The sequence below is a fragment of the Lelliottia sp. SL45 genome (assembly GCF_026672535.1).
Lineage (GTDB): Bacteria > Pseudomonadota > Gammaproteobacteria > Enterobacterales > Enterobacteriaceae > Enterobacter > Enterobacter nimipressuralis.
The window spans coordinates 722,812-745,777 of the sequence record NZ_JAPPRH010000001.1; the positions used below are offsets into that span (position 1 = coordinate 722,812).

General features: G+C 54.8%; 31 protein-coding genes and 1 pseudogene. 9 read left to right on the forward strand and 23 right to left on the reverse strand.

The features are described 5' to 3' along the window. Positions 1–43: 43 nt before the first annotated feature. The 7 genes from OVA10_RS03475 to OVA10_RS03505 all read right to left on the reverse strand — a co-directional run bounded on the left by OVA10_RS03475 (position 44) and on the right by OVA10_RS03505 (position 6,743). The gene (locus tag OVA10_RS03475) at positions 44–979 is read right to left on the reverse strand and encodes a hypothetical protein (RefSeq protein ID WP_268195265.1); all 936 of its coding nucleotides are present in this window, start codon (positions 977–979) and stop codon (positions 44–46) included. Between the two features lie 9 nt (positions 980–988). Then, positions 989–1,495, reverse strand: coding sequence for a hypothetical protein (locus OVA10_RS03480; protein ID WP_268195267.1), 507 nt, complete (start codon positions 1,493–1,495; stop codon positions 989–991). Positions 1,496–1,501: 6 nt separating this feature from the next. Beyond that, positions 1,502–3,334 carry an Ig-like domain-containing protein gene (locus tag OVA10_RS03485; protein ID WP_268195269.1) on the reverse strand — a complete coding sequence of 611 codons (1,833 nt, stop codon included), beginning with the start codon at positions 3,332–3,334 and terminating at the stop codon, positions 1,502–1,504. An 86-nt stretch (positions 3,335–3,420) separates the two neighbouring features. After that, positions 3,421–3,807: a GPW/gp25 family protein gene (locus OVA10_RS03490; RefSeq protein ID WP_268195271.1), complete on the reverse strand. Its 387-nt coding sequence runs from the start codon at positions 3,805–3,807 to the stop codon at positions 3,421–3,423. A 112-nt stretch (positions 3,808–3,919) separates the two neighbouring features. Continuing rightward, a complete protein-coding gene (locus tag OVA10_RS03495; protein ID WP_268195273.1) occupies positions 3,920–4,573 on the reverse strand; it encodes a phage baseplate assembly protein V in 654 nt (217 codons plus the stop codon). Between the two features lie 3 nt (positions 4,574–4,576). Then, the gene (gene terL / locus OVA10_RS03500; protein WP_268195275.1) at positions 4,577–6,202 is read right to left on the reverse strand and encodes a phage terminase large subunit; all 1,626 of its coding nucleotides are present in this window, start codon (positions 6,200–6,202) and stop codon (positions 4,577–4,579) included. After that, a complete protein-coding gene (locus tag OVA10_RS03505; protein ID WP_268195277.1) occupies positions 6,180–6,743 on the reverse strand; it encodes a phage protein Gp27 family protein in 564 nt (187 codons plus the stop codon). The genes terL and OVA10_RS03505 overlap by 23 nt, the downstream gene beginning before the upstream one ends. A gap of 126 nt (positions 6,744–6,869) precedes the next feature. Here OVA10_RS03505 and OVA10_RS03510 point away from each other — a divergent pair, with 126 nt between their 5' ends. Genes OVA10_RS03510 through OVA10_RS03535 form a run of 6 tightly spaced genes read left to right on the forward strand, consistent with a single transcriptional unit; the run spans position 6,870 to position 10,906 of the window. Next, positions 6,870–7,529, forward strand: a complete 660-nt coding sequence (locus OVA10_RS03510; protein WP_268195279.1) for a hypothetical protein — start codon at positions 6,870–6,872, stop codon at positions 7,527–7,529. Beyond that, on the forward strand, positions 7,526–8,158 hold the full coding sequence (locus tag OVA10_RS03515) for a hypothetical protein (protein ID WP_268195281.1): 633 nt from the start codon (positions 7,526–7,528) through the stop codon (positions 8,156–8,158). Before OVA10_RS03510 ends, OVA10_RS03515 begins: the two co-directional genes overlap by 4 nt. Continuing rightward, positions 8,136–8,567, forward strand: a complete 432-nt coding sequence (locus tag OVA10_RS03520; RefSeq protein ID WP_268195283.1) for a phage tail protein — start codon at positions 8,136–8,138, stop codon at positions 8,565–8,567. Before OVA10_RS03515 ends, OVA10_RS03520 begins: the two co-directional genes overlap by 23 nt. Further along, positions 8,551–8,772, forward strand: a complete 222-nt coding sequence (locus tag OVA10_RS03525) for a tail protein X (protein WP_268195285.1) — start codon at positions 8,551–8,553, stop codon at positions 8,770–8,772. The genes OVA10_RS03520 and OVA10_RS03525 overlap by 17 nt, the downstream gene beginning before the upstream one ends. Next, complete coding sequence (locus tag OVA10_RS03530) at positions 8,760–9,767, forward strand: phage late control D family protein (RefSeq protein WP_268195287.1); 1,008 nt, start codon at positions 8,760–8,762, stop codon at positions 9,765–9,767. Before OVA10_RS03525 ends, OVA10_RS03530 begins: the two co-directional genes overlap by 13 nt. 2 nt (positions 9,768–9,769) lie before the next feature. After that, complete coding sequence (locus tag OVA10_RS03535; RefSeq protein ID WP_268195289.1) at positions 9,770–10,906, forward strand: baseplate J/gp47 family protein; 1,137 nt, start codon at positions 9,770–9,772, stop codon at positions 10,904–10,906. Between the two features lie 37 nt (positions 10,907–10,943). On the opposite strand, the gene OVA10_RS03540 is transcribed toward OVA10_RS03535, so the two are convergent. The 16 genes from OVA10_RS03540 to OVA10_RS03615 form a co-directional block, all read right to left on the reverse strand. Next, positions 10,944–11,510, reverse strand: a complete 567-nt coding sequence (locus OVA10_RS03540; RefSeq protein ID WP_268195290.1) for a hypothetical protein — start codon at positions 11,508–11,510, stop codon at positions 10,944–10,946. Positions 11,511–11,528: 18 nt separating this feature from the next. After that, positions 11,529–11,738, reverse strand: a complete 210-nt coding sequence (locus OVA10_RS03545) for a hypothetical protein (protein WP_268195291.1) — start codon at positions 11,736–11,738, stop codon at positions 11,529–11,531. Continuing rightward, positions 11,731–11,994: a hypothetical protein gene (locus OVA10_RS03550; RefSeq protein ID WP_268195292.1), complete on the reverse strand. Its 264-nt coding sequence runs from the start codon at positions 11,992–11,994 to the stop codon at positions 11,731–11,733. The genes OVA10_RS03545 and OVA10_RS03550 overlap by 8 nt, the downstream gene beginning before the upstream one ends. Then, a complete protein-coding gene (locus tag OVA10_RS03555) occupies positions 11,975–12,190 on the reverse strand; it encodes a hypothetical protein (protein ID WP_268195293.1) in 216 nt (71 codons plus the stop codon). Before OVA10_RS03555 ends, OVA10_RS03550 begins: the two co-directional genes overlap by 20 nt. Further along, positions 12,187–12,825: a helix-turn-helix domain-containing protein gene (locus OVA10_RS03560; RefSeq protein WP_268195294.1), complete on the reverse strand. Its 639-nt coding sequence runs from the start codon at positions 12,823–12,825 to the stop codon at positions 12,187–12,189. Before OVA10_RS03560 ends, OVA10_RS03555 begins: the two co-directional genes overlap by 4 nt. After that, the gene (locus OVA10_RS03565; protein ID WP_268195295.1) at positions 12,812–13,291 is read right to left on the reverse strand and encodes a regulatory protein GemA; all 480 of its coding nucleotides are present in this window, start codon (positions 13,289–13,291) and stop codon (positions 12,812–12,814) included. The genes OVA10_RS03560 and OVA10_RS03565 overlap by 14 nt, the downstream gene beginning before the upstream one ends. After that, positions 13,288–13,932: a DUF4406 domain-containing protein gene (locus OVA10_RS03570; RefSeq protein WP_268195296.1), complete on the reverse strand. Its 645-nt coding sequence runs from the start codon at positions 13,930–13,932 to the stop codon at positions 13,288–13,290. Before OVA10_RS03570 ends, OVA10_RS03565 begins: the two co-directional genes overlap by 4 nt. Next, positions 13,925–14,296, reverse strand: a complete 372-nt coding sequence (locus tag OVA10_RS03575; RefSeq protein WP_268195297.1) for a DUF5406 family protein — start codon at positions 14,294–14,296, stop codon at positions 13,925–13,927. Before OVA10_RS03575 ends, OVA10_RS03570 begins: the two co-directional genes overlap by 8 nt. After that, a complete protein-coding gene (locus OVA10_RS03580) occupies positions 14,293–14,511 on the reverse strand; it encodes a hypothetical protein (protein ID WP_268195298.1) in 219 nt (72 codons plus the stop codon). The genes OVA10_RS03575 and OVA10_RS03580 overlap by 4 nt, the downstream gene beginning before the upstream one ends. Further along, entirely contained in the window at positions 14,508–14,957 is a 450-nt protein-coding gene (locus tag OVA10_RS03585) for a hypothetical protein (protein ID WP_268195300.1), read from the reverse strand. The genes OVA10_RS03580 and OVA10_RS03585 overlap by 4 nt, the downstream gene beginning before the upstream one ends. A gap of 92 nt (positions 14,958–15,049) precedes the next feature. Beyond that, positions 15,050–15,241 carry a hypothetical protein gene (locus OVA10_RS03590; protein WP_268195374.1) on the reverse strand — a complete coding sequence of 64 codons (192 nt, stop codon included), beginning with the start codon at positions 15,239–15,241 and terminating at the stop codon, positions 15,050–15,052. After that, positions 15,241–15,876, reverse strand: a complete 636-nt coding sequence (locus tag OVA10_RS03595) for a DUF3164 family protein (protein ID WP_268195301.1) — start codon at positions 15,874–15,876, stop codon at positions 15,241–15,243. The genes OVA10_RS03590 and OVA10_RS03595 overlap by 1 nt, the downstream gene beginning before the upstream one ends. Positions 15,877–15,952: 76 nt before the next feature. Then, positions 15,953–16,195, reverse strand: coding sequence for a hypothetical protein (locus OVA10_RS03600; protein WP_268195303.1), 243 nt, complete (start codon positions 16,193–16,195; stop codon positions 15,953–15,955). A gap of 11 nt (positions 16,196–16,206) precedes the next feature. After that, positions 16,207–17,100, reverse strand: a complete 894-nt coding sequence (locus OVA10_RS03605; protein WP_268195305.1) for an AAA family ATPase — start codon at positions 17,098–17,100, stop codon at positions 16,207–16,209. A gap of 34 nt (positions 17,101–17,134) precedes the next feature. Then, positions 17,135–19,087 carry a Mu transposase C-terminal domain-containing protein gene (locus tag OVA10_RS03610; RefSeq protein ID WP_268195307.1) on the reverse strand — a complete coding sequence of 651 codons (1,953 nt, stop codon included), beginning with the start codon at positions 19,085–19,087 and terminating at the stop codon, positions 17,135–17,137. A 38-nt stretch (positions 19,088–19,125) separates the two neighbouring features. Then, entirely contained in the window at positions 19,126–19,362 is a 237-nt protein-coding gene (locus tag OVA10_RS03615; RefSeq protein WP_268195309.1) for a helix-turn-helix domain-containing protein, read from the reverse strand. A 180-nt stretch (positions 19,363–19,542) separates the two neighbouring features. On the opposite strand from OVA10_RS03615, the gene OVA10_RS03620 reads away from it, so the two are divergent. From OVA10_RS03620 to OVA10_RS03630, 3 genes and pseudogenes are all read left to right on the forward strand, one after another. Continuing rightward, positions 19,543–20,145 (forward strand): helix-turn-helix domain-containing protein, encoded by a 603-nt coding sequence (locus tag OVA10_RS03620; RefSeq protein ID WP_268195311.1) that lies wholly within the window; start codon positions 19,543–19,545, stop codon positions 20,143–20,145. A gap of 230 nt (positions 20,146–20,375) precedes the next feature. Then, positions 20,376–21,509, forward strand: a complete 1,134-nt coding sequence (gene dgoD / locus OVA10_RS03625; RefSeq protein ID WP_268195376.1) for a galactonate dehydratase — start codon at positions 20,376–20,378, stop codon at positions 21,507–21,509. 86 nt (positions 21,510–21,595) lie between these two features. After that, positions 21,596–22,931 (forward strand): annotated as a pseudogene (locus OVA10_RS03630) (MFS transporter). The last annotated feature ends 35 nt before the right edge of the window (positions 22,932–22,966 follow it).

Here is a 22,966-nt window from a genome sequence, read left to right on the forward strand (position 1 = left end):
TAAAGCGCGTTTAATACAGGGTTAAAGCGGCAGAAAATGCCGTTTAAAAGCCGGTTTTCAGGGCCAGCAGGGAAGGATCGTCCACCTTCACCGTATTGCCCTTGTGGTCTGAGAACTCCAGCGGATCAAACAATGCCCCCCGCGTGGTGCTTTCGGCTTTGTCCGGGCGGGCGCTGAGCATGGCTTTCGTGCTGGCAAAGATGCCGCCTTCGCTGTTGTCGCACAGCTCAATGGCGCTGCGGGCGTTCAGCATGGCGAGAACGGGTTTTTTCTCGTCGTCGCTGAGACCTTTCTGGTCAGCCAGTTCGGTGATTTGTGCGATGCGGTCGGTTTTGGTGTTCTCCTGCATGGCAGTGAGCTGTTGTTCCATAGCGGTGACCTTCGGGTCGGTGACGGTTTTGTCATCCCCCCCCGGACCTGTTGGGGTTTTGGTGCCCTTATCGCCAGCTGGTTTAAGTCCCTTCAGCTTGCTATCGATGAGCGTGCCGATTTCCCCCAGCAACGCGTCTTTATCTTCTTTGTTCATTGGCATATACAGCTCCGATTTAACAGTGGCGGACAGGGTGATCATCTCTTCCGGGGTTGAGACCGAGAGATTCACCACGTCACGGGTTTTAATATCAGCCGCCGGGGGAAGTTGCCCCAGCACGGCCACATGGTGCAGGTAGTACTCGCCGTTATCCGGGCGGGGGTAAATACCTGCACTGAAACCTTCGAACTCCCCTGAGTCTTCAAGGGCCTCCAGTTCCGGGGTGTAGACCAGCTCGACGACCAGCTCGTCCCCCTCTATGCGGGGATAACTGACGCGCCCGAGCGCCTTAACTTTGTCCGCATCCTTTTCCGGATGGCCTGCGCTGATGGGCGCACGGGACTGTTCATTGTGGTTTTTTACAACCTGCCGGAGGGTGTTGAGGTCGACCGGCTTACCGTTTTTCTGCACGCCTGCGGTGATGAGGCTGAGTGTGCGACGTCGTGCCATGGTTTATCCTCAGATAGTGATGGTGAAGCCTTCTGATGGCTGGTCATCCGGGTAAACCGTGCCATTGTCCCAGTCGATTTCGAGCACTAAGCCGCTTTCATCCGAGACCTGGACGTACAGCACGCTGATGTTGGCCGTGTAGGGTTCGTCGTTGTTGAACAGGTTGACCGGCGGGTTGGTCACAAAGCCGTTAATCAGCGTGGTGGCGCGGTTAACGGTTCGGGTGCCGGTGTTACTGTCCGTCACCCGGCACTCACCGGAGAGGCGCAGCCGGATAAAACCGTCATTGCCGCACAGCTGACGCGCATCGGCCGTCGCCAGGTTGTTAAACTCCAGGTTAGCCGTGCTGGCGTTAAACTTGCCGTTCGGCACCGCCACATCCCCGATACCGCCCATGGAGGACAGCGTGGTGGTTTTGCGCTCCAGCGACATGCTGCCCTTACTGATACGCCCGATATACAGGGTGTCGTTCAGCATGACGCTCTGATTGCGCCAGATAACGTTCTTCTCTGCCATGGCTTATCAGCCTCCGATAAGTTTGCGGAAGGCCTGCTCAAGCCCGCCAATGTAAATCTCACTGGTGTACTGCACGTGCTCGATGGGCACCGGCGGCGTAATCTGATAACGGTATCGGATGATGCCCTGCTGCAGGGTCTCAAGCGTATTTTCTGCCGGGTCGATATAGCAGCGGCCATACACCAGCGCCGTACCGATTTTGCTGCGCAGAAAACCATTCACACCGTCCATGATGATGCCGAGCAGGCTGGAGGACAGGTCTGTTGGTCGGGTAAACATCGGGCGGTCAAGGTACTGCACTGTGAACCACTCAATGCTGTCTTCAATAATGTCCGTTACACGCCGCCAGTTGATAAAGGTGGTGGGTGATGATGTCTGCGGCCACGCGGTCAGGCGGTTGCCGAAGGCACGCCAGCCCCCGAGCTGGTTAATGACGGTGCTGATGCCCTGGCTGTTGAGGTAATTCACTTCGCAGTCCGGGTCATTCGGGATGTATTCCAGCAGGTATTCCACCCCCAGCACGTCCGGCAGGACGTAGTTGGACGGGCTGCACCAGTAGCCGGTTTCAAACTCAGCCGAGGCTAGCCCTTTGTCGAGCTGGCAGCACAGGCCAGCCATCGCCGGTGCCATCCAGTCCCATACGGTGCTGCCGTCTTTATCAAGCACGGCTACGCGGGGCCAGTTGATGGCGATGCGAGGATACACGGCGTTGCTCTGCTTCCAGGCATACGCCTCTTCCGGGCGGCTGAAGCCTGCCGGCACGTCAGCAAACCAGACGGCGCGAAGCTGGTTGCCCAGCGAGTTAGCCGGCCCCAGTGCGCCCTCCATATCCAGGATGCCCGGCGCGATCATGACTTTGGGGGTAAAACCAAATTTCTGACGCGAGGCGCGGAACAGGGACAGGCTGCCAATAAAAGAAGCCAGCAGCGGGTTAGCCGGCGCGGCCTCCACCGTCACGGTGCAGGTCAGCGTACCGGCCATCACGGTGTCCGTGGCACCCAGCGTGGCCGTCAGCGTCATGGTGCCTGCAGCCTGCGGCGTCACCATGCCGGTCAGCGGCTCAACCTGCGCAACGGCATCGTCACTGCCGGACCAGCGAACGCTCTGGTTAGCCGGGTTCGTCAGTGCTACCGGCATGCCCGGCTGTGCCACGTAGAGTGTGGTAGCCCCTTTACTGAAGGTCGCTTCTGATGGCACCAGCCCCGCCGGAATATCCTCGTCTGCTGCCACGGTCACACTGATCGTGATCACATCAGAGGTGTACGCATCACCGCCGCCTACGGTCACCGTCAGCGTGGTATCGCCTTCAGCCACAGGAACAGGCGTACCGTCAGCCCCCACCATCATCACGCCTTCATCACCGGAGGTGAAGGTCAGCGGCAGGCAGTGCGGGTTGGTGATAATCCAGCCCGGAGAGGTCAGTGCGCTGTCGTTGAACAACGTGATGCTGGCCGAGCTTGTGCTGACGCCCGAGGGCGCGAGGGACGCCTGAGTAAAATCATCATCCTTGCCCAGCGGCAGGCAGATGATGGTCTGACTGGAAACATAGTTGTCGTAGATGCGACGCAGGGCGTTATAGATGGAGCCTGGGCCGATGCTCGACTTGACGTCATCGATATTGCGCACCAGGGCAAGTTCGCCAGGTGTTGCAAGCTCAGCCGTCCCGACGATACCGATAACGCAGCTGGCAACCTCGATAACCGTCCCGGCTCCGGTCGTCACCTCGGTGGTTTCCACGCCGTGCAGAAAGGAGGTGGTGGAGCCTCGAAGCCGAAAATAGCGTGCCACCGGTTTTAATGTCGTTTTTAAGGCCGGTGATGGTGCACTGGTAATCTTCATAACAGAACCCCGTAAGTAAGTGTCGGGGTGATTATGACGCAGGAGCGACAGGCAGGTGGCAGTACTGCCAGAAGGGAGCGAAGGGGTTAAGCGGCCAGCGGGAAGATACGTCCGTCGCTCTGATAAATGCGGGTCTGAACCAGCCCGCTGACGGACAGTCGCCAGGTCAGCCGGATTTGAATCAGTCCCTTTGCCAGCGCCGCACCGTCCAGCAGGCTATCGTTGACGCCGATGTCCACGCGCATCACGTCCACCCGGCGCTCATAACGTTCAATCGCCTCCACCACTGACACGATAGCCAGCTGCAGAAAATAGTGCGGGGCATCGAGCAGGTTCAGCAGCTTGCAACCGTAGGCCGGATCGTAAATCCGCTCACCGGGACGGGTGAACAGAATAATGCTGATGGCCTGGTCGATATCTTCAACCAGCGTGCTGTTTCTGCCGCCTCGCGAAAGACTGATGGCAAAGCTCATTTGCAACCCCCTGAATAACCCTTTTAAATGCTTTAAATTTTAATTTAAACCCTATAGGTGGCGTCATTGCACCACCTACAGAATAAAAACGCTCACAGCGCCGCTGAGACAATCACATTTTTTGATTCGGTGAATCGGTAGTGCCACCGCCGTCACCGTTCTCATCGTGGTCATGTCCGTTGAAGGTATCGCGCACCTCTGACACGGAACCGTGCTTATCGGACAGCTCACCGGCCGCTCCGATGTTTGCCTGGGATGATATATCCCCCACAGCATCAAGCGTCTTATTACAGGTCACCGGGTCTTCAAAGATCACCTTTCCTTTGACCACGATCCCCGCTTCGGTCATCCGGATAGCCACGCTTCCGTCGACCAGCGACACATCAAACTGGCGGTTTGCCATGTCATAGCTGAACTGCGAGCCGTCCGGGTATTTCACGCCCTCGATGTCGGCGGAGTCCGTCCAGGGGGCGTCCGCATCGTTGTGCAGCGCCATCAGCACCGCCCCGCTGGTGACGTCCCCGGAAGGATGGAACAGGCAGATAACCTGCTCGCCGGGAGTGTAGGTGTGCACGGCGCTGACGCCCAGCGCCCGGCGGACGCCCGTCTGCAGCCAGAGCGTAACGCCATTGAGGGCGGGGAACATCACCTGCGTGCGGCGCGTCTTTGGATCAACCCGTACCACTTCACCGAACTGCACCATGCGGCTGAGGCGGGCATTTAAATCTTGCGTGTCCCACTCAAGGTTATTGACGTTTTGCAGCATGAATCACCTCGTGCGCCCAAAGCGCTTAACAAAACGCGACAGCTGACGAATACCGGAGGAGACAGGCTGAGACTTCACAGGTGCACCGCCGACAAAGCGGGATTCATGGGCACTCACGCACATCTCCAGCGAGTCCGGGCAGTCGTCATGACCGCGCGGAAAGGCCAGCAGCTGTTCTTTGAGCATTTCCTGCCCGCGCTCAGAGAGCTGCACAATGCCGTTCTCCACCAGGGGAGCCAGAGAGCGGATGCGCATCTCCTTGTTGCCACCTTTAAATTCCACCATCGGGATACGCAGGGACTGGCGGCTGGCCTCGCGCATCACCTCACGCTTATAAATGGCCTGAAAGGCAACGCTTTCAAAAAAGACCTTTGTCGGGTGATGGAGGCGGTACACGTCGCAGATACGCCGGGCAAACGCCAGATCGGATTCGCGCCAGCCCTTACTGAATAGCACTCGCACTACGCCGGTAGCCCGATGCTTCGCTGTGATGGTGATGGCGGAATAGTCACCTTTCTTCTGGCCCGTTGCCGGGTCAACGCCCATCACGATATCGCAGTCCGCCAGGCTGAAGTCACGCGGCTGCCAGTAGTGAATATCCTCCTCATGGAAAGCTTTCTCACTTTCCGGCACTGGCTGGTTCATCCATTCGGTGTCGAACATATCCCCCAGCTGCTTTTTCTTTTTCAACAGCACCGACAGCGGCCAGCGGTCGGGCCACAGGGCCTTCCCGTCAGGCGTCAACGCCCCGAAGCGAAGACCCAGCCAGTCCTCCAGCTTGCCCTCAGCTATCTCCTTGAGCAGCTGGCTCGGCAAATCCTCCGGGTGCATGATGGTGTTGGCAACGATGGTCAGCGCCCCTTTACCGAGGTTGAGAATGACGCGCTTGAACCAGCGGTAGAGCTTTTTACGCATCACCGGGGAGTCCACGTCCTCATCCTTCAGCAGATCATCGCAGATGATGTGCGTCGGGCGCTGGTATTTATTCTTGATCCCACGCAGGGACTGACCGGCACCGACTGCGGCAATAGCGCTGCCGTTCGCCAGCTGGATTTTGCGGGCCGCCCATTTGTTACCCCGGACCTTTTGCTCGCCGTAGTCTTCGATGATGACCTCGTCATCCTCAAGGTTCTTTTTCACCCCGTCCATCATATCCTGCGCCGCGTCCTGGCTTGCGGCACAAATAACGATAAACGATCCGGGAAAATTCAGGGCCAGCCACAACGGCATGGCCTGCGTGTTGCGGGTGGTCTTACCGTGGTCACGCGGCTCGATGTCCAGAATACCTTCGTACTGTGACTGCTCCCCCACGATATAGGCGTGGTCGGCGTCCAGCGTCAGCGACCTGAACAGATGCTCATCCGCCCGGCTGAGGGTACGCGTGGAGACCGTGCGGGCCAGTGCCAGCTGGTAGTCCGCAAACGGCGTCGGAAAGGCGGCCGGCATATACTCCTGACAGAAGAAGGCAAAATCCGTCCGGGCCTTCGCCATGCGCTCAGCGCGGGCGGCATCCCGTTCAGCCGTCTCGGTGTCCACCTGCTCACGCAGACCGTCATTGCGGGCCTGGGCATCCAGACGCAGGCGCACGTTCTCACGGGCAATGCGGTTACTGAAGAGACTTTCTGGCACGGGCAATGTCCTGTCGGTTGATCTCAATGCGGTCGAGCGCGTCCAGCAGCTGGCGCAGCACGTCCGGATATTCCTCTTCCAGCAGCTCCGTCAGCTTGCCCTCCATGGCCGCTTTGGCTGCACTGACGCCCGCGCTGAACTCCATCCGCAAACGGCCTGTGTTGGCCTGGGCGTAGCTGATGTTGGTCAGCGCCTTCATCATGTCGCTGGTGCTTTTAAACGTGATGTCGTTGCTGTCAATGTCCCGGATGTACTCCAGCAGGTGGTTTGCCATCATCTGCTGGCAGACCTCTACGATGTCGGTGCCGGGGTTGTTGCGCACCTCCGCCAGCAGCACCTGCGCTTCTTCGGCTGCCTTGCGCATTTTGAGCGCGGTTTCTTCATTCGACTTGAGGGTGCGGTGAATGGCCGCCCCGGACACGTCGAAGCCGTCCTTCTTCAGAATGGACGCTATTTCTCTGATGGTTTTTTTATCGCGCTGGTAAAGCCCCAGAACCCGCTCAACCAGCCCGAACATGTCAATCTTTGAACGTCGGCCCATGATGATATATCCCTGAATTACTTGCCTTCAGGGTACGTCATTTACCGCGCGCGCGTGGCAGTACTGCCAGCAGGGCGCAGCTTCAGGGATACACTCAGCAACAGAGACACAAACGGAGTAGAGATTATGGCCGGTTTAGATGACTTCAGACTCGCCCTGAAAACGATGTCCACCCGCGTGGACAACATGAATCAGGTGCTGGCACCAGTGGCCGTGGGCATGGTGCAGTCGAATATGCGTGACGGGAATTATGCCCCTAACGCCCCCCTGACGCAGGCGCTGAAAAATAGCGGCTCGCAGCCCCTGTTCAATACCGGTGAAACCCGCGCCAGCATCACCTTTAAGCTGGTGGATAACGGGTTTGTGATCGGAACCAACAAGAAGCACGCCGCGCTGATTAACAACGGCGGCACGGTAACGGCCAGAAACGCGCAGAAGCTGATCCTGCCAGCAAGCCGAGACGTGAAACAACGCGTGGACTCATGGGGGGTAAAGCAGACGCTGAGCTGGCTGGAGTCCGCCGGCTGGCAGCTTATCTGGCGACCCGGTGCACTGATTGGCCGCTGTCCTGACGGGAAGAAAGGCTTCGGGGTACAGATTGCAGCAGGAAAAGGAAAGGCCCGAAAGCGCAACGCCCGGACCAAAAAACGCTTCAGTTTTTACCTGATTTTCTACCGTAAAAAAAGCATCACCGTGCCAAAGCGTGAGTTTATGGTGCTGAGGGAGGAGCAGGTCAGAATGCTGAAAGAGCTGGGGCAACGCTACATCATGAAGGGGAATGAATGATTGCCATCGATAAGTTGCGGGAGTGGCTGGAAAAGCGCCTGAACATGACCACCATCAGCGAGCCAAACAACGCCCTGTCACGGCGTTCGCTGCGTATCGCCCAGACTGGCATGTCAATGTTGCCTTTGCCTGGCAATGCCCTGACCACGGATTTTACGCCCTTCGAGTTGATCCTGACGCTGCAAATCACCCTGAAGCTATCAGGGGGTAACAGCGGCGACTGGCTGACCGGGCAGATTGCGGAAACGGGGATCGGGATGCACTGTTTTTTGCAGGATGACGTGGTGCTTATCCGCAACGTAACCGAAGACCTGCCCGCCATTACCGGCGACGATCCGAATGACTTCCTGCGCACCCGCATTGTCGGAGACGGGGAACTGACGGAGGTTCGCCGGGTGATGTCTAATTACGAAAACGCGGCGCAGAACGACAAACAAAGCAGCACCATGCACTTTTATACCGAGTTGTGGACGGCGAAATACGTGCTGACCCTGCACCGCCTGTTCACCAATCCGAGACTGCGCTGTGTTCGCTATCAGCCAGACGGCGGCGGAGACCCCCTGCTGGTAGGTGACTGCAACAGCGACAAAAAAAAGGAGAATGCCGATGGCAATAACCACGGTCAGTGACCAGAACAACCGGCCAAAGCACACCCAGTGGGGGGCATTCGGGGACGTGGTATTCCAGACCCACAACGCCCCCGGCCAGCTCAGCGATACCCGTCGCTGGACGTGGCAGGCCCAGAAGGTCATCAATGGCTATCCGGCACATCAGGCCGGCGGCGAGGATGAGCGCTCCATCTCACTGGATATCACGCTGCATAACCGCTTCACGAACATCACGGATGGGTACCAGACGCTGCTCTCGATGGCGCAGAACCAGGTCCCCCGTGCGCTGGTTATTGGCAGCGATACGCGCGGACGGTTTGCGCTGAAGGAAATCCGGGAAACCCTGACTGATACCACGCCGGAAGGTGTGATCGTCTCGGTACGTTACAGCCTGCAACTGGTGGAGGTGCGCGGTGAGAAACACGCATAGCCTGCAGGGGGAGCGATGGGACCAGCTCTGTTATCGCATCTACGGCGCGGTCAGTGAAGAGGCCGTCATCAGCCTGCGCCATGCCAACCCGGCCGTCGTTAAGGCGCAGACGGGCTTTGTGCTGCCGGCGGGATACCCCGTGACCGTGCCGGAGCTGACGGTGGAAAACGTGGTGACCGAAGAGGTGGCCCCGTGGCAACGCTGAACCCGGTAAAAACGGTTGTCCTGCTGGACTGGGCCGGGCGTAACGTCACGCAGGATCTCAGCGATTACGTGATGTCCATCACCTACACCGAAAGCCAGCGCAAGAAGAGTGCCGGCCGGGACAAAATCTCGCTGACGCTCAATAATCAGGACCAGATATTCAGCAACGCCTGGTATCCGCAGGCGGGGGATGTGCTGAAGCCGGGTATGAGCTGGCTTGACCTGCTGACCGGTAAGCGCCACATCTGGCGCTGGGGGCGTTTTACCATTGATGATATTCAGTTTCGCTTCAGCCCGGACCAGGTGGTGATTGGGGCAACAGCTGGCGGCCAGGCATCTGATCGCATTGAACAGGTGAACAACCGCACCTGGGAGAACATCAGCCTGAAGCAGCTCTGTACCACGCTTGCCGGTGAAGCCGGAATGGACTGCCAGTTTAACAGCCCGGACACCATTATTGCGCTGGTGCAACAGCGCAACGAAAGCGCACGGGCACTGCTCCAGCGCCTCTCTGCCCAGTACAATGCGCCCGTGTCCCTGAAAGATGCATCCGTATATGTCGGCACGCCGTCCCTGCCGGTGCTGACCCTCAATCTGCAGGACCGCTCGGTGGTCAAAAGTGCGGACATCACGGCCAGCAGCACCCGCAACACTACCTCCGCCGTGGAGGTGCATTACTACAATCCGCAAAGCAAAAAGGCTGAGGTGTATCGTACCGGCAACGCCACGGACGAGGAGCACACGCTGAAGCTGTATGACCAGGGCTTTATTGATGAGGCTCAGGCGCGACAGATAGCGCAGTCAAATGCCAGCGGGGGCGGCGACAAACATGAGGCAGAATCTCGTCTGGTCCTGATAAACACCCCGATAGCCGTGGGCCAGCCTGTACATCTTGAGGGCGTCGGCAAGCTGCCCGCTAAATGGAAAGTCAGCGAACAGACCACCAGTATCAGCGCGGCCGCCTGGCAGGCCTCCGTCAAACTTATTAAGGCATAACCATGGATAACCGTTTTCCCCAAATCCCGCCGCCGACTATCGCCGAACCTGACTACGATGGCACGCTGGCGCGTATCAAAAAAAAATATCAGGGCATCACAGGTCATTATCCGGATACCAACGATCCGGAGACCTTCCTGCTGGAACAGCTCGCTTTTGAACGTGAGCTGCTGGTGGATGACATTAACCAGGCCGCCGCGCAGAACCTGCTGGGGTACGCTTCCGGCGATGACCTGGACAACCTCGGGGTGCTGGTCGGCACCACGCGCCTGCCTGCCTCATCGGCGACCACATCAGCCGTACTCACCCTTAGCGCGAACCATCCGGATTTCGTGCTGGTGGCCGGTTATGAGGTGATGGCAAGGGACGGGACAACGCTGTTTCGCACAACGGAAGACCTTGCCGTTCGCGCAACGGACGCAGATATCACGACCTCGCTCACGGCGGCCATGCCGGGGCTTGCCGGCAACGGTTTTTTACCGGGGGAAATCAGCACCATCGTGACGCAAAACCCTTACGTGACCGCCGTCAGCAACATCACCACTTCACAGGGTGGCGCGGATACGGAGAAAGACGACCGGTTTGCCTCGCGCATCTACCTGTCCCCGAGCCGCTTCAGCGTGGCCGGACCGTATGATGCCTACCGCTACTTTGTGCGCAGCACCAGCCCAGCCATCACCGACGTGGCGGTATGGAGTCCCGAGCCGAACGACATCTTTATTAGCGCGGTGCTGGAAGGCGGCGTGGTGCCGGATGCGGCACTGAAGCAGGCAATACTGGATACGCTGTCGGACAGAACGGTAAGGCCGCTGGGGGACCGGATCACCGTCATGGACTCTTCAGCCGTGGAGGCCAGCGGCGAGCTGAACGTGGAAATTTACCGCAGCGCGGCGTCGCTGGCGGAACAAATCACGCGCCAGATAACGACCCGCGTGAATGCGCTGACGCAGGCCTGGCGAAACCGTTTGGGGCGGGACATTGTACCGGAAGCGCTGGAAGCGGCAGGCCAGACCATCGCAGGCGTCTACCGTTGCACAACGACGCTTGAGTATCAGAAAATCCCGGATGAGCAATTTCCGGTGGTGACCATCGGGAAGATCAACGTCACGCTGGTGGATGAGGAGATTGAGACGGGGTGAGGCAGACAAAAGAAACGCCCCGTATGGGGCGTTTGTGTTAAAGGTCTTTATATTTCACATCATCAAAGATTTTATCGTGATCAGGAATTTGCAAAATTATACTTTCGAAACTGCCACCCAAATTTTGGAAGTGGTAAGCGATGTTTTTAGACTTTCCAAAATACACCCTAGTGAAAGAAATCCTCGAATCATTAAATTGTGCTTCAACATCATCTGAGTCTACTGTTCTGCTGGCTTTACCATACTGTTTTTCAAGAGCAGGTATGGCGGCTTTCCAGTCATCAAACCCCATGAAAATAGTAGCCTGGGTAAGCTTGCCATCAATAAACTCGAAGTGAACTCTTCTCTTCTGACCAAGTACCTGATAATCATCACAGATATCGTACTTAACCCTGTTAACATTCCTGTTAAACGATGGAACACCAATCGGATATTCGAGCTTACATATATTTGCAACTTTTAATTCACGATGAGTTTTTCCAAGAGTGATGTCTTGGAATGTTTTCATTTCTTTGCCTTTTTTTGCCATAAATCCTGCAAAGGCGAAGAGAAGACCAAAGCCAACAACTGAAAATAAAACAACTCGAACAATACGTTTAACCACGCTTTACCATCCATTGTATTAATCAAACAAATCAAGCTGAGGTCGTGCCTGTTTTGCCTTTTCCTCATCCACGATCACAAAGACCAGCCAGGAGTGCAGACGGGTTGCAAAGAACTCGCGGCGCTTGATACGGCGGTACATGTTGCGCTGACTTTCGCCGATAATCTTGCAACATTCCACCATGCGAAATGACGCCGGGGTTACCAGCGTCTTGTCGAACTTACTCATCGGGGTCACATGTACTTTCATACGCCACTCTCCATAAAACCTCAGCCACTTCTCGGGTATTATACCAGTTTCGGCCGAGGCCAGTATGGGAGAGCCATACCCGCCAGTTAATCTCTGGCATCCCTTCAACAAGCTGGTGGAACTCCGCAGCTGGAATCCGGCGGTCAGGCCAGCGGGATTCCAGCAACTCGGTAAGTTCTTCTAGCGTGTCAGGGCTGACAATAGTCACAACATGGTCAGGATTGATGCTGGTCATTGTTACCTCCGGAAGATTCCCGCCTGACCTCGTTACAGGTCAGGACTGCTGCCTGGCGCACGCTGAGCAGACGGGATCGCATCTGCTCACATGCTATTAAGTGCGGGTAAATACGCTCCGTCACCGGGATGTATTCACAGGCATCATGGCCGCAGGGACTGACAAGAAGCACAAAACCAATAAGACCGCTCATCATAATGTAGCCTTCCTGGCCCGTAGCATTTCCCACGATGGCGACTCATTGGACAGTATGCGACGAACGGTATGAACCGAAATGGGTGGGTCATCCAGTTTTGCCGCAATATTACGCACGGAGAAGCCTGCTGCCTTCATCTGGTAAGCCAGATCAACATCAAGTTGAGAATAGCGTTTCTGTCCATTTGGCAGCACCAACCCCAGCGTAGAAGCCTTTACCCGGATGGCCGCAGGTGTTGCCCCTAACTGTTTCGCCATCTCGTTAACGGAAGTGCAGGCTTTTGCCATCTGAATCAACTGCCCGATACGGTCTTTCGTCCAGGTGATACGGCCTCTCGGGGAGTAACCAGCATGGCCGTAGCGCGAATTATAAAGATAGTGATTCACCTGATTGGCGGTCAGGCCCAGCTTTTCAGCAATCCCGGTGATGGTCATACCCTCAGATTTCAGCTTTCTGACCTCTTCAATCGGCTGTGTAGCTTTGCTGCGGGTGCTGATGCCGATGTTACTGGCTTTTGAACCCACCGCGCTCTCTGTACGGCCGAGAGCGGCAGCAATATCGCTGACGGGTATATGCCCATAATTTTGCTTCAGAAAGGCCATCTCCGTTTCCGTCCATTGCTTAACTGTTGCCATGACTGCCTCCTTTGAGCCACTTCTCCAGCCCGGTAATCACCAGGGTGATGGTCGATTTCGTCAGGAACTGCACCTTATCCACATGGACGGTATGTTTTACGAACGCGGCCAGATTGGGGGACTTCAGCCCCTGCTTCCAGCCACGCTGGCGACATAATGCCGCCAGTTTGGCCCACTGCGCATCGGTGGGGCGGTCAGGTGCGCTACCACCGGGGCGATAGTTACGGGTGTCTTCCAGCCAGCCCGCGTCACGCAGCGAGACATACAACGCATCGAGCTGCGCCCACGTCAGGTTTTTGCATGAACGCTGCCCGGTTTCACGCTCAAGCAGCATGCGATATGCCCCGTCCAGCTCAGCGGCTGAATGCTCACCGAACTCAGCCTTCAGCATCCGCATTGCGCCTTTATGGATGAGACCGTAGTAGGTATTACGGTTGCTGAAGGAATAGCGTTTTGCCGTTGTCATACGCCCTTCCCCTGAAGCTCAATCACCATACCCATCTTTTCGGCCATGGCCTTTTCAGCTTTAGCACCACGGGATTGTTCCCAGCCCCGCAACAGATAAATACTGTCAGCGCTGCGAAGCATTGCCAGGCAAATATCCATATATTGATGCTGCGTCAGCCCGTCAGGCAGCGCTGCCGGATTAAGTACAGTATGGCCGTGGTGAATAAGCTCAGCCTCAGCTCGAAAGAAAGCATCACGGTTATAGTCAGGCAGTCCCGTCATTGGACCCGCAATATAAACCTTAGACGGTGACGGCGTCTGGAAGTGCTGCATAGCGCACTGCTCTATAATATGCGCAATGGCATCTTTGCATTCCCGCATGGTGACGCTATCGTGGTCAGTCAACCCAGCGGCAGCAATATGGCGGTCAAAAGCGCTGGCGAGTCTGGTTGCAAACTCAGCTATAACTACATCATTGACGATTTCGGGTTGTACGGCAGTACGATCAGCATTCAGGAATTTGGATGCGCGTAAATGCCAGCCTACTGATTTCGGGCTTTTGGCATCCATCAGTCGCCAGGCTTCGGCGACAAGCTGGTATGCCTCTTCCGAATCCCTTCCTTGCTGGTAGGGGATATTTTTATGTGTAACTTTATTCATCACCGCTTCTCCCAGCAGTTTCAAAACTGATGATTTCGGCACGAATGAGCATATCTGCCAGCCATTCATCTTCCCTCTGGTCTTCATCCTCAACAGATAAATCACCCAGTTGAATGGAAGCATAGCCACCTTCTCCAAACGGGTCTTCCCTGTATGGCAGCGATTCGTAAAGGTTTTCGACTGCATATTTAATGATGCTAAGTCCCGTAATATTTCCGCAAACGGTGATATTGAAAGAGCCACGATATTGCCATTGACCAAACGTCAGGCGGACCACCTGTTTTGCTTCTCGACCACACAGGGTAAAATTAGGATCGAAATCAATCGCTTTTGATTCAGTGCATTCTTCAGTTTGCTTTTTCATTTATAACCCCATTTTTTCTTGTGACGATTTACTGCATCCTTCATCGCTTTCTGCGTGGTTTTATCCAGAATGCGGCGTTGACGTGCATCCCAGTACTTCCAGCGCGAACTGGCAGGCAGTGAGGGTGTTTCAGTGACGGTACTGTTATCAGTCAGGGTGTATTCATTCATGCCCTGCTGTATCTGGTAATTTGCCCCACGAACACCGAGTATCATCCTGCACCTCCGTTACGGGTTCCTGGCACGCTCTCCGGGATAACCTCCAGCCCTTCAATTTTTCGGAAGTGAGAAACTACCGTCCGGGCCGTAGGGAAAAACGAATCCGTGACCTCGATACGCTCCTCAGTCAGGTAGCGGTAATCCTTGCGCTTAAGGAACGTCTTGCCGCCACGCTGAGCCGACAGGCGACGCACTGTTGATGCATGGGGATTAATGGTGCGCTTGCGCAGGAACACGTTAGAAAGCGGGTGATATCTCGACTCACCTTCTTTGAAGCACCCCATAAGTGGCACATCACCCGCCAAAACCACATAGGCGAGTTTTGTTTCGCTGATTGCCATCCTGCGAACACCGACTTTCTGCCCCTGGTAAGTGAATTTAACCAGAAGGCCGGATTTCAGCGTTTCCTCAATACCGGACCACTGCTGCTTGCTTATTTTCATATTATGTTTTCCTGAATTTGGCGTAAGCCAGCCCCTGCGGGTTTACGCCATAATTAAAAGATGATTAATATCGGTTTAAATCAGTTTTATATTCAGCCTGCGGGCGTCAGTGATTTAATGTTAGCGAAATAAGGCTCAACATTAATTTCAACGACAGTCGCTTCATTGAGGTCTCTTGCGACATCCACCGTTTTGACTGACTTGCCGCCGCGAAGCGTCTTCAAGGGCTGATAAATAAAATGACTGCCGACCGGATAGCGCTGGTTAAACCCCTGTGCGTTCATCACAGCGCCGCCATCGCCAACGGAATATCGACCATCTTTCCTTCGGCGTTGCGCTGGCGGAAGTTCAGGTACGTTTTGGTGCCATTCACCACCAGTCCGTCACTGATAGCATTTTTAATTTTCTGCCATCGTTCGTCTTTAATGTCGATGCGCAGCAGACTGACGATGCGGGACATGCTCAGCTTGCCTTGCTGATCGACGACAAAGGCATCTCTGATAATAGCCAGCAGGTTTTCGTTGGCACCTTCACTCCAGTCCTCAAGGCATTCATCAATCAGTGACTTCGCAGACTGAATCTCCGGGCCGAATGTCACCAGATCGTTAATACTGATGGTAATTTGCAGGGCACCATCATAGGTGGTGAAGCTGGCGTTGCCTTTCAGACCGCCACGTTTAACGTTGAACTTCTCATCCAGCAGTTTGATAAACGCATCACAGTCGCCATAAACGCGACGCTTGAATTCAATCATCTGCTGCTGCAGGTCGAAAGCACCGGCGATACAGGAACGGACAAAGGCGTCCATTTCAAAATCGTGTGCAGGAACAAGGTCAACCGGCACCAGGCGGCCTTTGCGGTCTTTCATGTATTTGCCATCAATCAGGTGTGCGGATGCCGCGATATTCTCGTGAGTCATAATTAATGCCCTTATCAGTGGGTGAATAGTTCAGTTAATAAAAATGCGTATTTAATACGGTTAATACATCGGTTAATTAACGCCAGATAATCTGGCAGCCATTATAAAACACCGTCCAGACGCTACGGGTGACGCCAGCATAGCTTTCGGTAATACGCTGCGCTTTGTGCAGCAGCTCTGCTGGTGGGCAGGAGACTTCAATCAACGCCCTGTGGTTAAACAAGCGGGCGGCTACTTCCTGGCATCCCTTGTCCTGCAACCAGCGCCGGACATTTTGAGCGGCCTGAATGCGGGAAGATAATGCTGTGCCGGTCATCATATTGTTGTCCCTCATTTGATAAGCATTTTGGCAAATTCATCAACAATTGCAGCGCTGACAGGCTTTTTATATCCATCTGCAATCCGTATGGAGCCACAGATTAACTTCGCCAGGCGTCGGGCATTGCCACCTGATTTCTCATAAAATTTTGATAAGAGCGACTCATCGCTGTAGGAGATAACCTGCCGCGTGATGGCATGAATATCATCAACAGTCAGCTCATTACCGATATTGAGACAACAACCGACACGACTGTACAACTGGAGAAATTCGCCACGACGGCCCTTGAGGTTGGTCAGCAGGCGTTCAAGGCCAACCAGTATCACACCCACCCCGGCTTTGTCGTGGATGCGACGGACCACTTCCAGCGCCCGGTAAGGCAGCAGCTCAGCCTCATCAATCAGCAGAACATGGTCTGAGCCTTTCAGCTTGTCGACGATAGCCTCGGTCAGGGTGTGCATGTTGCCTTTTTTCTTGATGTCCAGCTTCTTGCACAGTTCTTCAAGCATTCCACGAGCGGTAAAGCTGGGGTCGGTCTCAATCAGGATCGTGTCCGGATGTTTGTTGGCGTAGTGCATCAGGAAGCTGGTTTTGCCCAGCCCTGCGCCACCAATAATCGCCACAATATCGCCATCATCGCGGGCAAAATCGGCTACATATTCCATGCGTACTGCCATTTCGGTCATCACAAACCCGGTCTGAACACTGGTAAGACCGTCTTTTTTATTCTCTTTGCGAATAAGACTGACAACCTTATCCGTAATATTATTCATATTGCCCTTGTATGAGTTGCTGAGGTAAGAACTTACCGCGCCATTACTCATGCCGATTTTTTTTGCGATATCCCCCTGGCTCCATCCACGGCGGCTCATCAGGGAACTCAACTGTTCTGCGTAATTGCTCATCGTTAAACCTCTTTTAAAATCTGTTTAAAAAGCCTTAAACCGCTTTTTTTCTGCGTTGTTCTTCTTCCCACTTCGCCCGTTCGGACGGGAAGAAAAAGACGGGTTCTTCATCAACTTCTACAAATTCAGGCTCTGGTGCCGGTCTCAGACCTCCCAGCAGACTAAAGTCTGGTGCGTGTTCGATAGTGCGATGCGGGTTGCGTTCAGCCTCAATTTGCTCCAGCTTGCGCTCAACATTCTTCGCACGGGTATTTCCACGTTTTTCGCGGGCATCATCGGCCATCGATACCGGGAAGGCGGCGCGTTTATTACCATCCCACTCAGCGTCGCAAATAAATGTGCCGTCCATTTTGCGAACGATGACCTTGCTGGCATCGTGAATATCGACAGCCACGATCACCTTCTCACCTTCATGCGCTGACAACGCTTGAGAGAAATAAATATTATTGAAAATTTTCACTTCTCCACGTGTTGCCTGACGCTCAAATGAAGGTCTGAACATTTCATGCAACTCCGCGTCACTCAGATAATGAAGCGGCGTTTTTTTAAGTTGTTCGGCACGGTATTGCGCCGGAGTGTAGTGCTTGCCGTTCTCACGCTTCGGCAGTTCGTCGTGCTGGTGGCAGTTGTTGTACCACTCGACGCCTTTCTCCACCTCCCGGATAAGATCGTCCCACGTCGGGAGTTTTTTGAGGCTGTTACGCTGCTGTGTAGTCAGCTCTTTCCCTTTTTGCTCAGCATTCACTGCTGAATCAATGGCGACAGCGGTCTTACGCACCCATTCACGATCGGCGCTTTTGCCATTGAAAGTGGCAAACTCACGCGCCACGCGTATCAGAATTGTCTGGTGCGCACGTTCAATGATGCCGCGTCCCTGGGCATTGCCCGGAATACCGGTTTCGTGACCAACCCCCAGTCGGGGGAGGATACCGGTGATATCGGTATCAAGCGTTTTGTTCTTCTGACCACCACCGTTATCGGAGTAATAGAACAGCGGAGCGCCGTTTTTACTGATGCCATGGCGCAGCGCATCACAGATGGCGATGACGTTCTCAGAGAAGCTGATGCTCCAGCCGACAACGTATCGGGTTACGCCGTCAATTATCAGCGTCAGCTCCGGCTTGAAGCGATTGCCATGGATAGGGTGACGGACAGTCATCTTCATGCCATGACCATCGCCGATCCATACGTCATTGGTTTGCAGCACTGACCAGTCGCGTCGCACAAACGGCTGCAGGGCACGCCATGCGCTACCGGTTACACGTCCACGCAGCTTCTCAATCTTGCCCAGCTTCGCCATCATGCGGCGTACCGCGTCGATGCTCGGAATTGCAGCCAGCATTGCAGGCTGCCCATTAAAGCGTTCCTGCCAGTTCTCGCTGAACTTCAGATAGGCTTCTGCAACGGAAAAGCCTCTCGGGTCGCGGTAATGCACCATAAAGCCAAGAAACCATGGCACCTGCAGCGGCTGCACCTTCAGGTGCGTAGGGCGTGGAGCCAGCAGACGCAGCACCTCCGTTGAATCTTCAGCCCGGCAGTACGCCAGCACCCATTCGTTGAGGCTGCGAGTGCCGATGGTGCGACCAGCGCCTTTACGGGCGTTAGCATGGGCAACTGCGGCCATCAGATGTGGCGACAGAGAACCCAGGCGGGCAGCGCTGACAATCTCAGCGATGGCCTTGCTGCGCGGAAGGCCGACGCTCACTTCCAGATCGAGCACCGCCTGGCAAAGTGCGGCGCGGGCATCGGCGCAGTCACGCTGTGCCTTTGACAGGTCGGTAACTGCTACAGCAGGAACCGGGGCTTTTGGCTGTTGGGCCAGCAGCGCTTTGGTTTCGCGCTTCTTAAGTTGCTGCTGAGCCGGAGCGGGTAAGCAGTCAATGTGGTATTCAAACGCTTTGCTACCCACTCTGCGACGAACAAATTCAGGAGCACTGACCTGCAACTGCTTTAAACGCAGTCTGACGCCCTGGACTGTGCCGGGCATACCGTCAATTCCTACTAATTCATTCGCAGTGAGATACATCACACACCTTCTTTGTTATAGCGACTTGGCCAAATGACCTCAGGTGCAACTCCAAGTGCATCAGCAATGATCCGCTGACCTTTAGGCCACTCTCGATAGAGAGCATTTTTTGCTGTGTCTTTTGCCAGACCCGCTGCCAGGGAGATGGATCTCAGGGTTTTCCCTCGTTCATGCACCTCGAAGACAATCTTGCGTGGGTGCCAGTCAGTGCGGTGCCCTTCATTTGTTGTCGACATTCGTTTATCCTAAAAAGTTATCCACCCAGATAACCCCGCGGGGTTATCTCTATGGGTAAAGTTTTACTCTCAATTGAAAGAAAGTCAATTATTTCCTTTCTTTTGTTTGAAGTGAATTGGGCTAATTAAATAAAATATAGGTTTTTCAATATGATACACGGAAAGAAAAAAGAGAGAGAAATGGCAGAATCGCTTTCCTTTGAGGGTAAGAGGAAAGAAAGTATCGCGCCAAAAATACTTTCATTAATGAATGGCAGGACAATACAAGAAGTATCAGATGCCTGGGGGGTTAAAACTTCAAATATAAACAACTACTTATATCGGTCATCAATACCAAGAGCTGATGTATTGGCTAGAATTGCAGCGGCTGAAGGCGTTTCCATCGAGTGGCTCGCAGCCCCTGTAATGATTGATGAAGCTATCAATATCAGCAAGCGTGCCAAGGCATCGCAGGCATCGCAGGCATCGCAGGCATCGCAGGCATCGCAGGCAGCTTACGACAAAGATGATCAGCTAAAAGTGATTTCAGAAATTCTGAGCGCGCTGGATTGCGAAGAGCTGGAAAGCATTCGGAAGACACTCAACAGAAAAGGGGCCGAATTCGCCCTACTGCTGGTGGACAAAGATTCTCAGGAACTATTGACTGCATGCGATGAAATTAAAGAGATTGCTCTGCTTTTAAAATCAGTACCAGCTCCAAGGCTGAGAGAGATATACGATAATTTCGCAGGGAACGAACGTGCGGCACCTCTGACAGAGCAATCAGTAAACAAGGCTGGCTAGACATCCGGTCAGGCCGGGTGTAGTCTCACTTCGTTTGCTGAATCTTCTGGGTTGTACAACCTCCATTTACTTAATGCAAAAGACATCGCTAAACTGACGAAATTTAATAGAATGTTATGCAAAAGCCGTTTTACTAGACGTAGCTGTAAATAACATGCATAACAATCAGTTAAGTTAAGTTCCTTTCTTCTCTCTATTATGTAAAAGACTCCACCAAATCACATACCAACATCACCACGTACCGTTTACCCCCGCGCTGGATGTTTCTAAAAATCGAAACCGACGAAGGCGTCGTCGGCTGGGGCGAGCCGGTAATTGAAGGCCGCGCGCGTACCGTTGAAGCGGCGGTGCATGAGCTGAAAGAGTTCCTGATCGGTCAGGACCCGGCGCGTATTAACGACCTGTGGCAAGTAATGTACCGCGGTGGATTTTATCGCGGCGGCCCGATCCTGATGAGCGCCATCGCCGGTATCGATCAGGCGCTGTGGGATATCAAAGGCAAAGTGCTGAACGCCCCTGTCTGGCAGCTGATGGGCGGTCTGGTGCGCGACAAAATTAAAGCCTACAGCTGGGTCGGCGGTGACCGTCCGGCAGAGGTGATCGACGGCATCAAAACGCTGCGCAAAATTGGCTTTGATACCTTCAAGCTTAACGGCTGCGAAGAGATGGGCGTCATTGACAGCTCCCGGGCGGTGGATAACGCCGTGAATACGGTGGCGCAAATCCGCGAAGCCTTTGGCAATGAGATTGAGTTTGGCCTCGATTTCCACGGTCGCGTCAGCGCGCCGATGGCGAAAGTGCTGATCAAAGAGCTGGAGCCGTACCGCCCGCTGTTTATCGAAGAGCCGGTACTGGCGGAGCAGGCCGAATACTATCCGAAGCTGGCGGCGCAGACCCATATTCCCATCGCGGCGGGCGAACGTATGTTCTCGCGCTTCGAATTCAAACGCGTGCTGGAAGCGGGCGGCCTGGCGATTCTGCAGCCGGATCTGTCCCACGCCGGGGGTATCACCGAATGCTACAAAATCGCCGGTATGGCCGAAGCTTACGACGTGGCGCTGGCGCCGCACTGCCCGCTGGGACCGATTGCCCTGGCCGCCTGTCTGCACGTGGACTTCGTCTCGCGTAACGCGGTATTCCAGGAGCAGAGCATGGGCATCCATTACAACAAAGGTGCTGAGCTGCTCGATTTTGTGAAAAACAAAGAAGACTTCAACATGGAAGGCGGGTTCTTCAAACCGTTAACCAAACCGGGTCTTGGCGTGGACATTGACGAAGCCAAAGTGATTGAGCTGAGTAAAAACGCCTCCGACTGGCGTAACCCGCTGTGGCGATATTCGGATGGTAGCGTAGCGGAGTGGTGATCACCATTTCGTAAGCCCGGTCAGCGCCATATTCCCGGGCAAAAATTCTTACCCACAAAAACATAACCCTCTGTAACTTACAGGGCATGGTGACGTGTATCGCTATGCCCAAAATCTGGAGACAGATTAATGGATATTTCTGTGACTACCGCAAAAACAGGCCGTCGTCGTTACCTGACGCTGCTGATGATTTTTATTACCGTGGTGATTTGCTACGTTGACCGCGCCAACCTGGCCGTGGCGTCCGCGCATATTCAGGAAGAGTTTGGCATTTCGAAAACCGAGATGGGCTACATCTTCTCGGCGTTTGCCTGGATGTATACCCTGTGCCAGATCCCAGGCGGACGTGTGCTGGACCGCTTAGGCTCTCGCACCACCTACTGCATCGCGATTTTTGGCTGGTCCGTTGCCACCCTGTTCCAGGGCTTTGCCACCGGACTGCTGTCGCTGATTGGCCTGCGTGCCATCACCGGGATCTTCGAAGCGCCCGCTTTCCCGACCAACAACCGCATGGTGACCAGCTGGTTCCCGGAGCATGAACGCGCCTCGGCGGTGGGGTTCTACACCTCCGGACAGTTCGTAGGCCTGGCGTTCCTCACACCGCTGCTGATCTGGATTCAGGAGTCGCTGAGCTGGCACTGGGTGTTCATCATCACTGGCGGCATCGGGATTATCTGGTCGTTTGTCTGGTTTAAGGTCTATCAGTCACCGCGTAAAACCAAAGGCATCACCACAGCTGAACTGAATTACATCGAGCAGGGCGGCGGTCTGGTGGATGGCGATGCGCAGATTGAAAACAAGGGGCGCACCCGCCTGACCAAAAGTGACTGGAAACTGGTTTTCCACCGCAAGCTGGTGGGGGTTTATCTCGGGCAGTTCGCGATTGCGTCTACCCTGTGGTTCTTCCTGACCTGGTTCCCGAACTATCTGACCCAGGAAAAAGGCATCACCGCGCTGAAAGCCGGTTTCATGACCACGGTTCCGTTCCTGGCAGCGTTCGTGGGCGTCCTGTTGTCGGGCTGGATCGCCGATATGTTAGTGCGCAAAGGCTTCTCGATTGGATTCTCGCGCAAGCTGCCGATCATCTTCGGCCTGCTGCTCTCCACCTGCATTATGGGTGCGAACTACACCAATGACCCGGTGTGGATCACCGTGCTGATGGCGGTGGCCTTCTTCGGAAACGGTTTTGCGTCCATCACCTGGTCGCTGGTCTCCTCACTGGCACCGATGCGTCTGATTGGCCTCACCGGAGGCGTGTTTAACTTTGCCGGCGGGTTAGGCGGTATCACCGTTCCGCTGGTCATTGGCTATCTGGCGCAGGCGCACGGCTTTGCGCCTGCTCTGACCTACATCTCCGTTATCACTCTGATTGGCGCGCTCTCCTACATCCTGCTGGTCGGCGATGTTAAACGAGTAGGCTAAATCTTCGCGATGCTTTACCCTGATGCGATAACCGC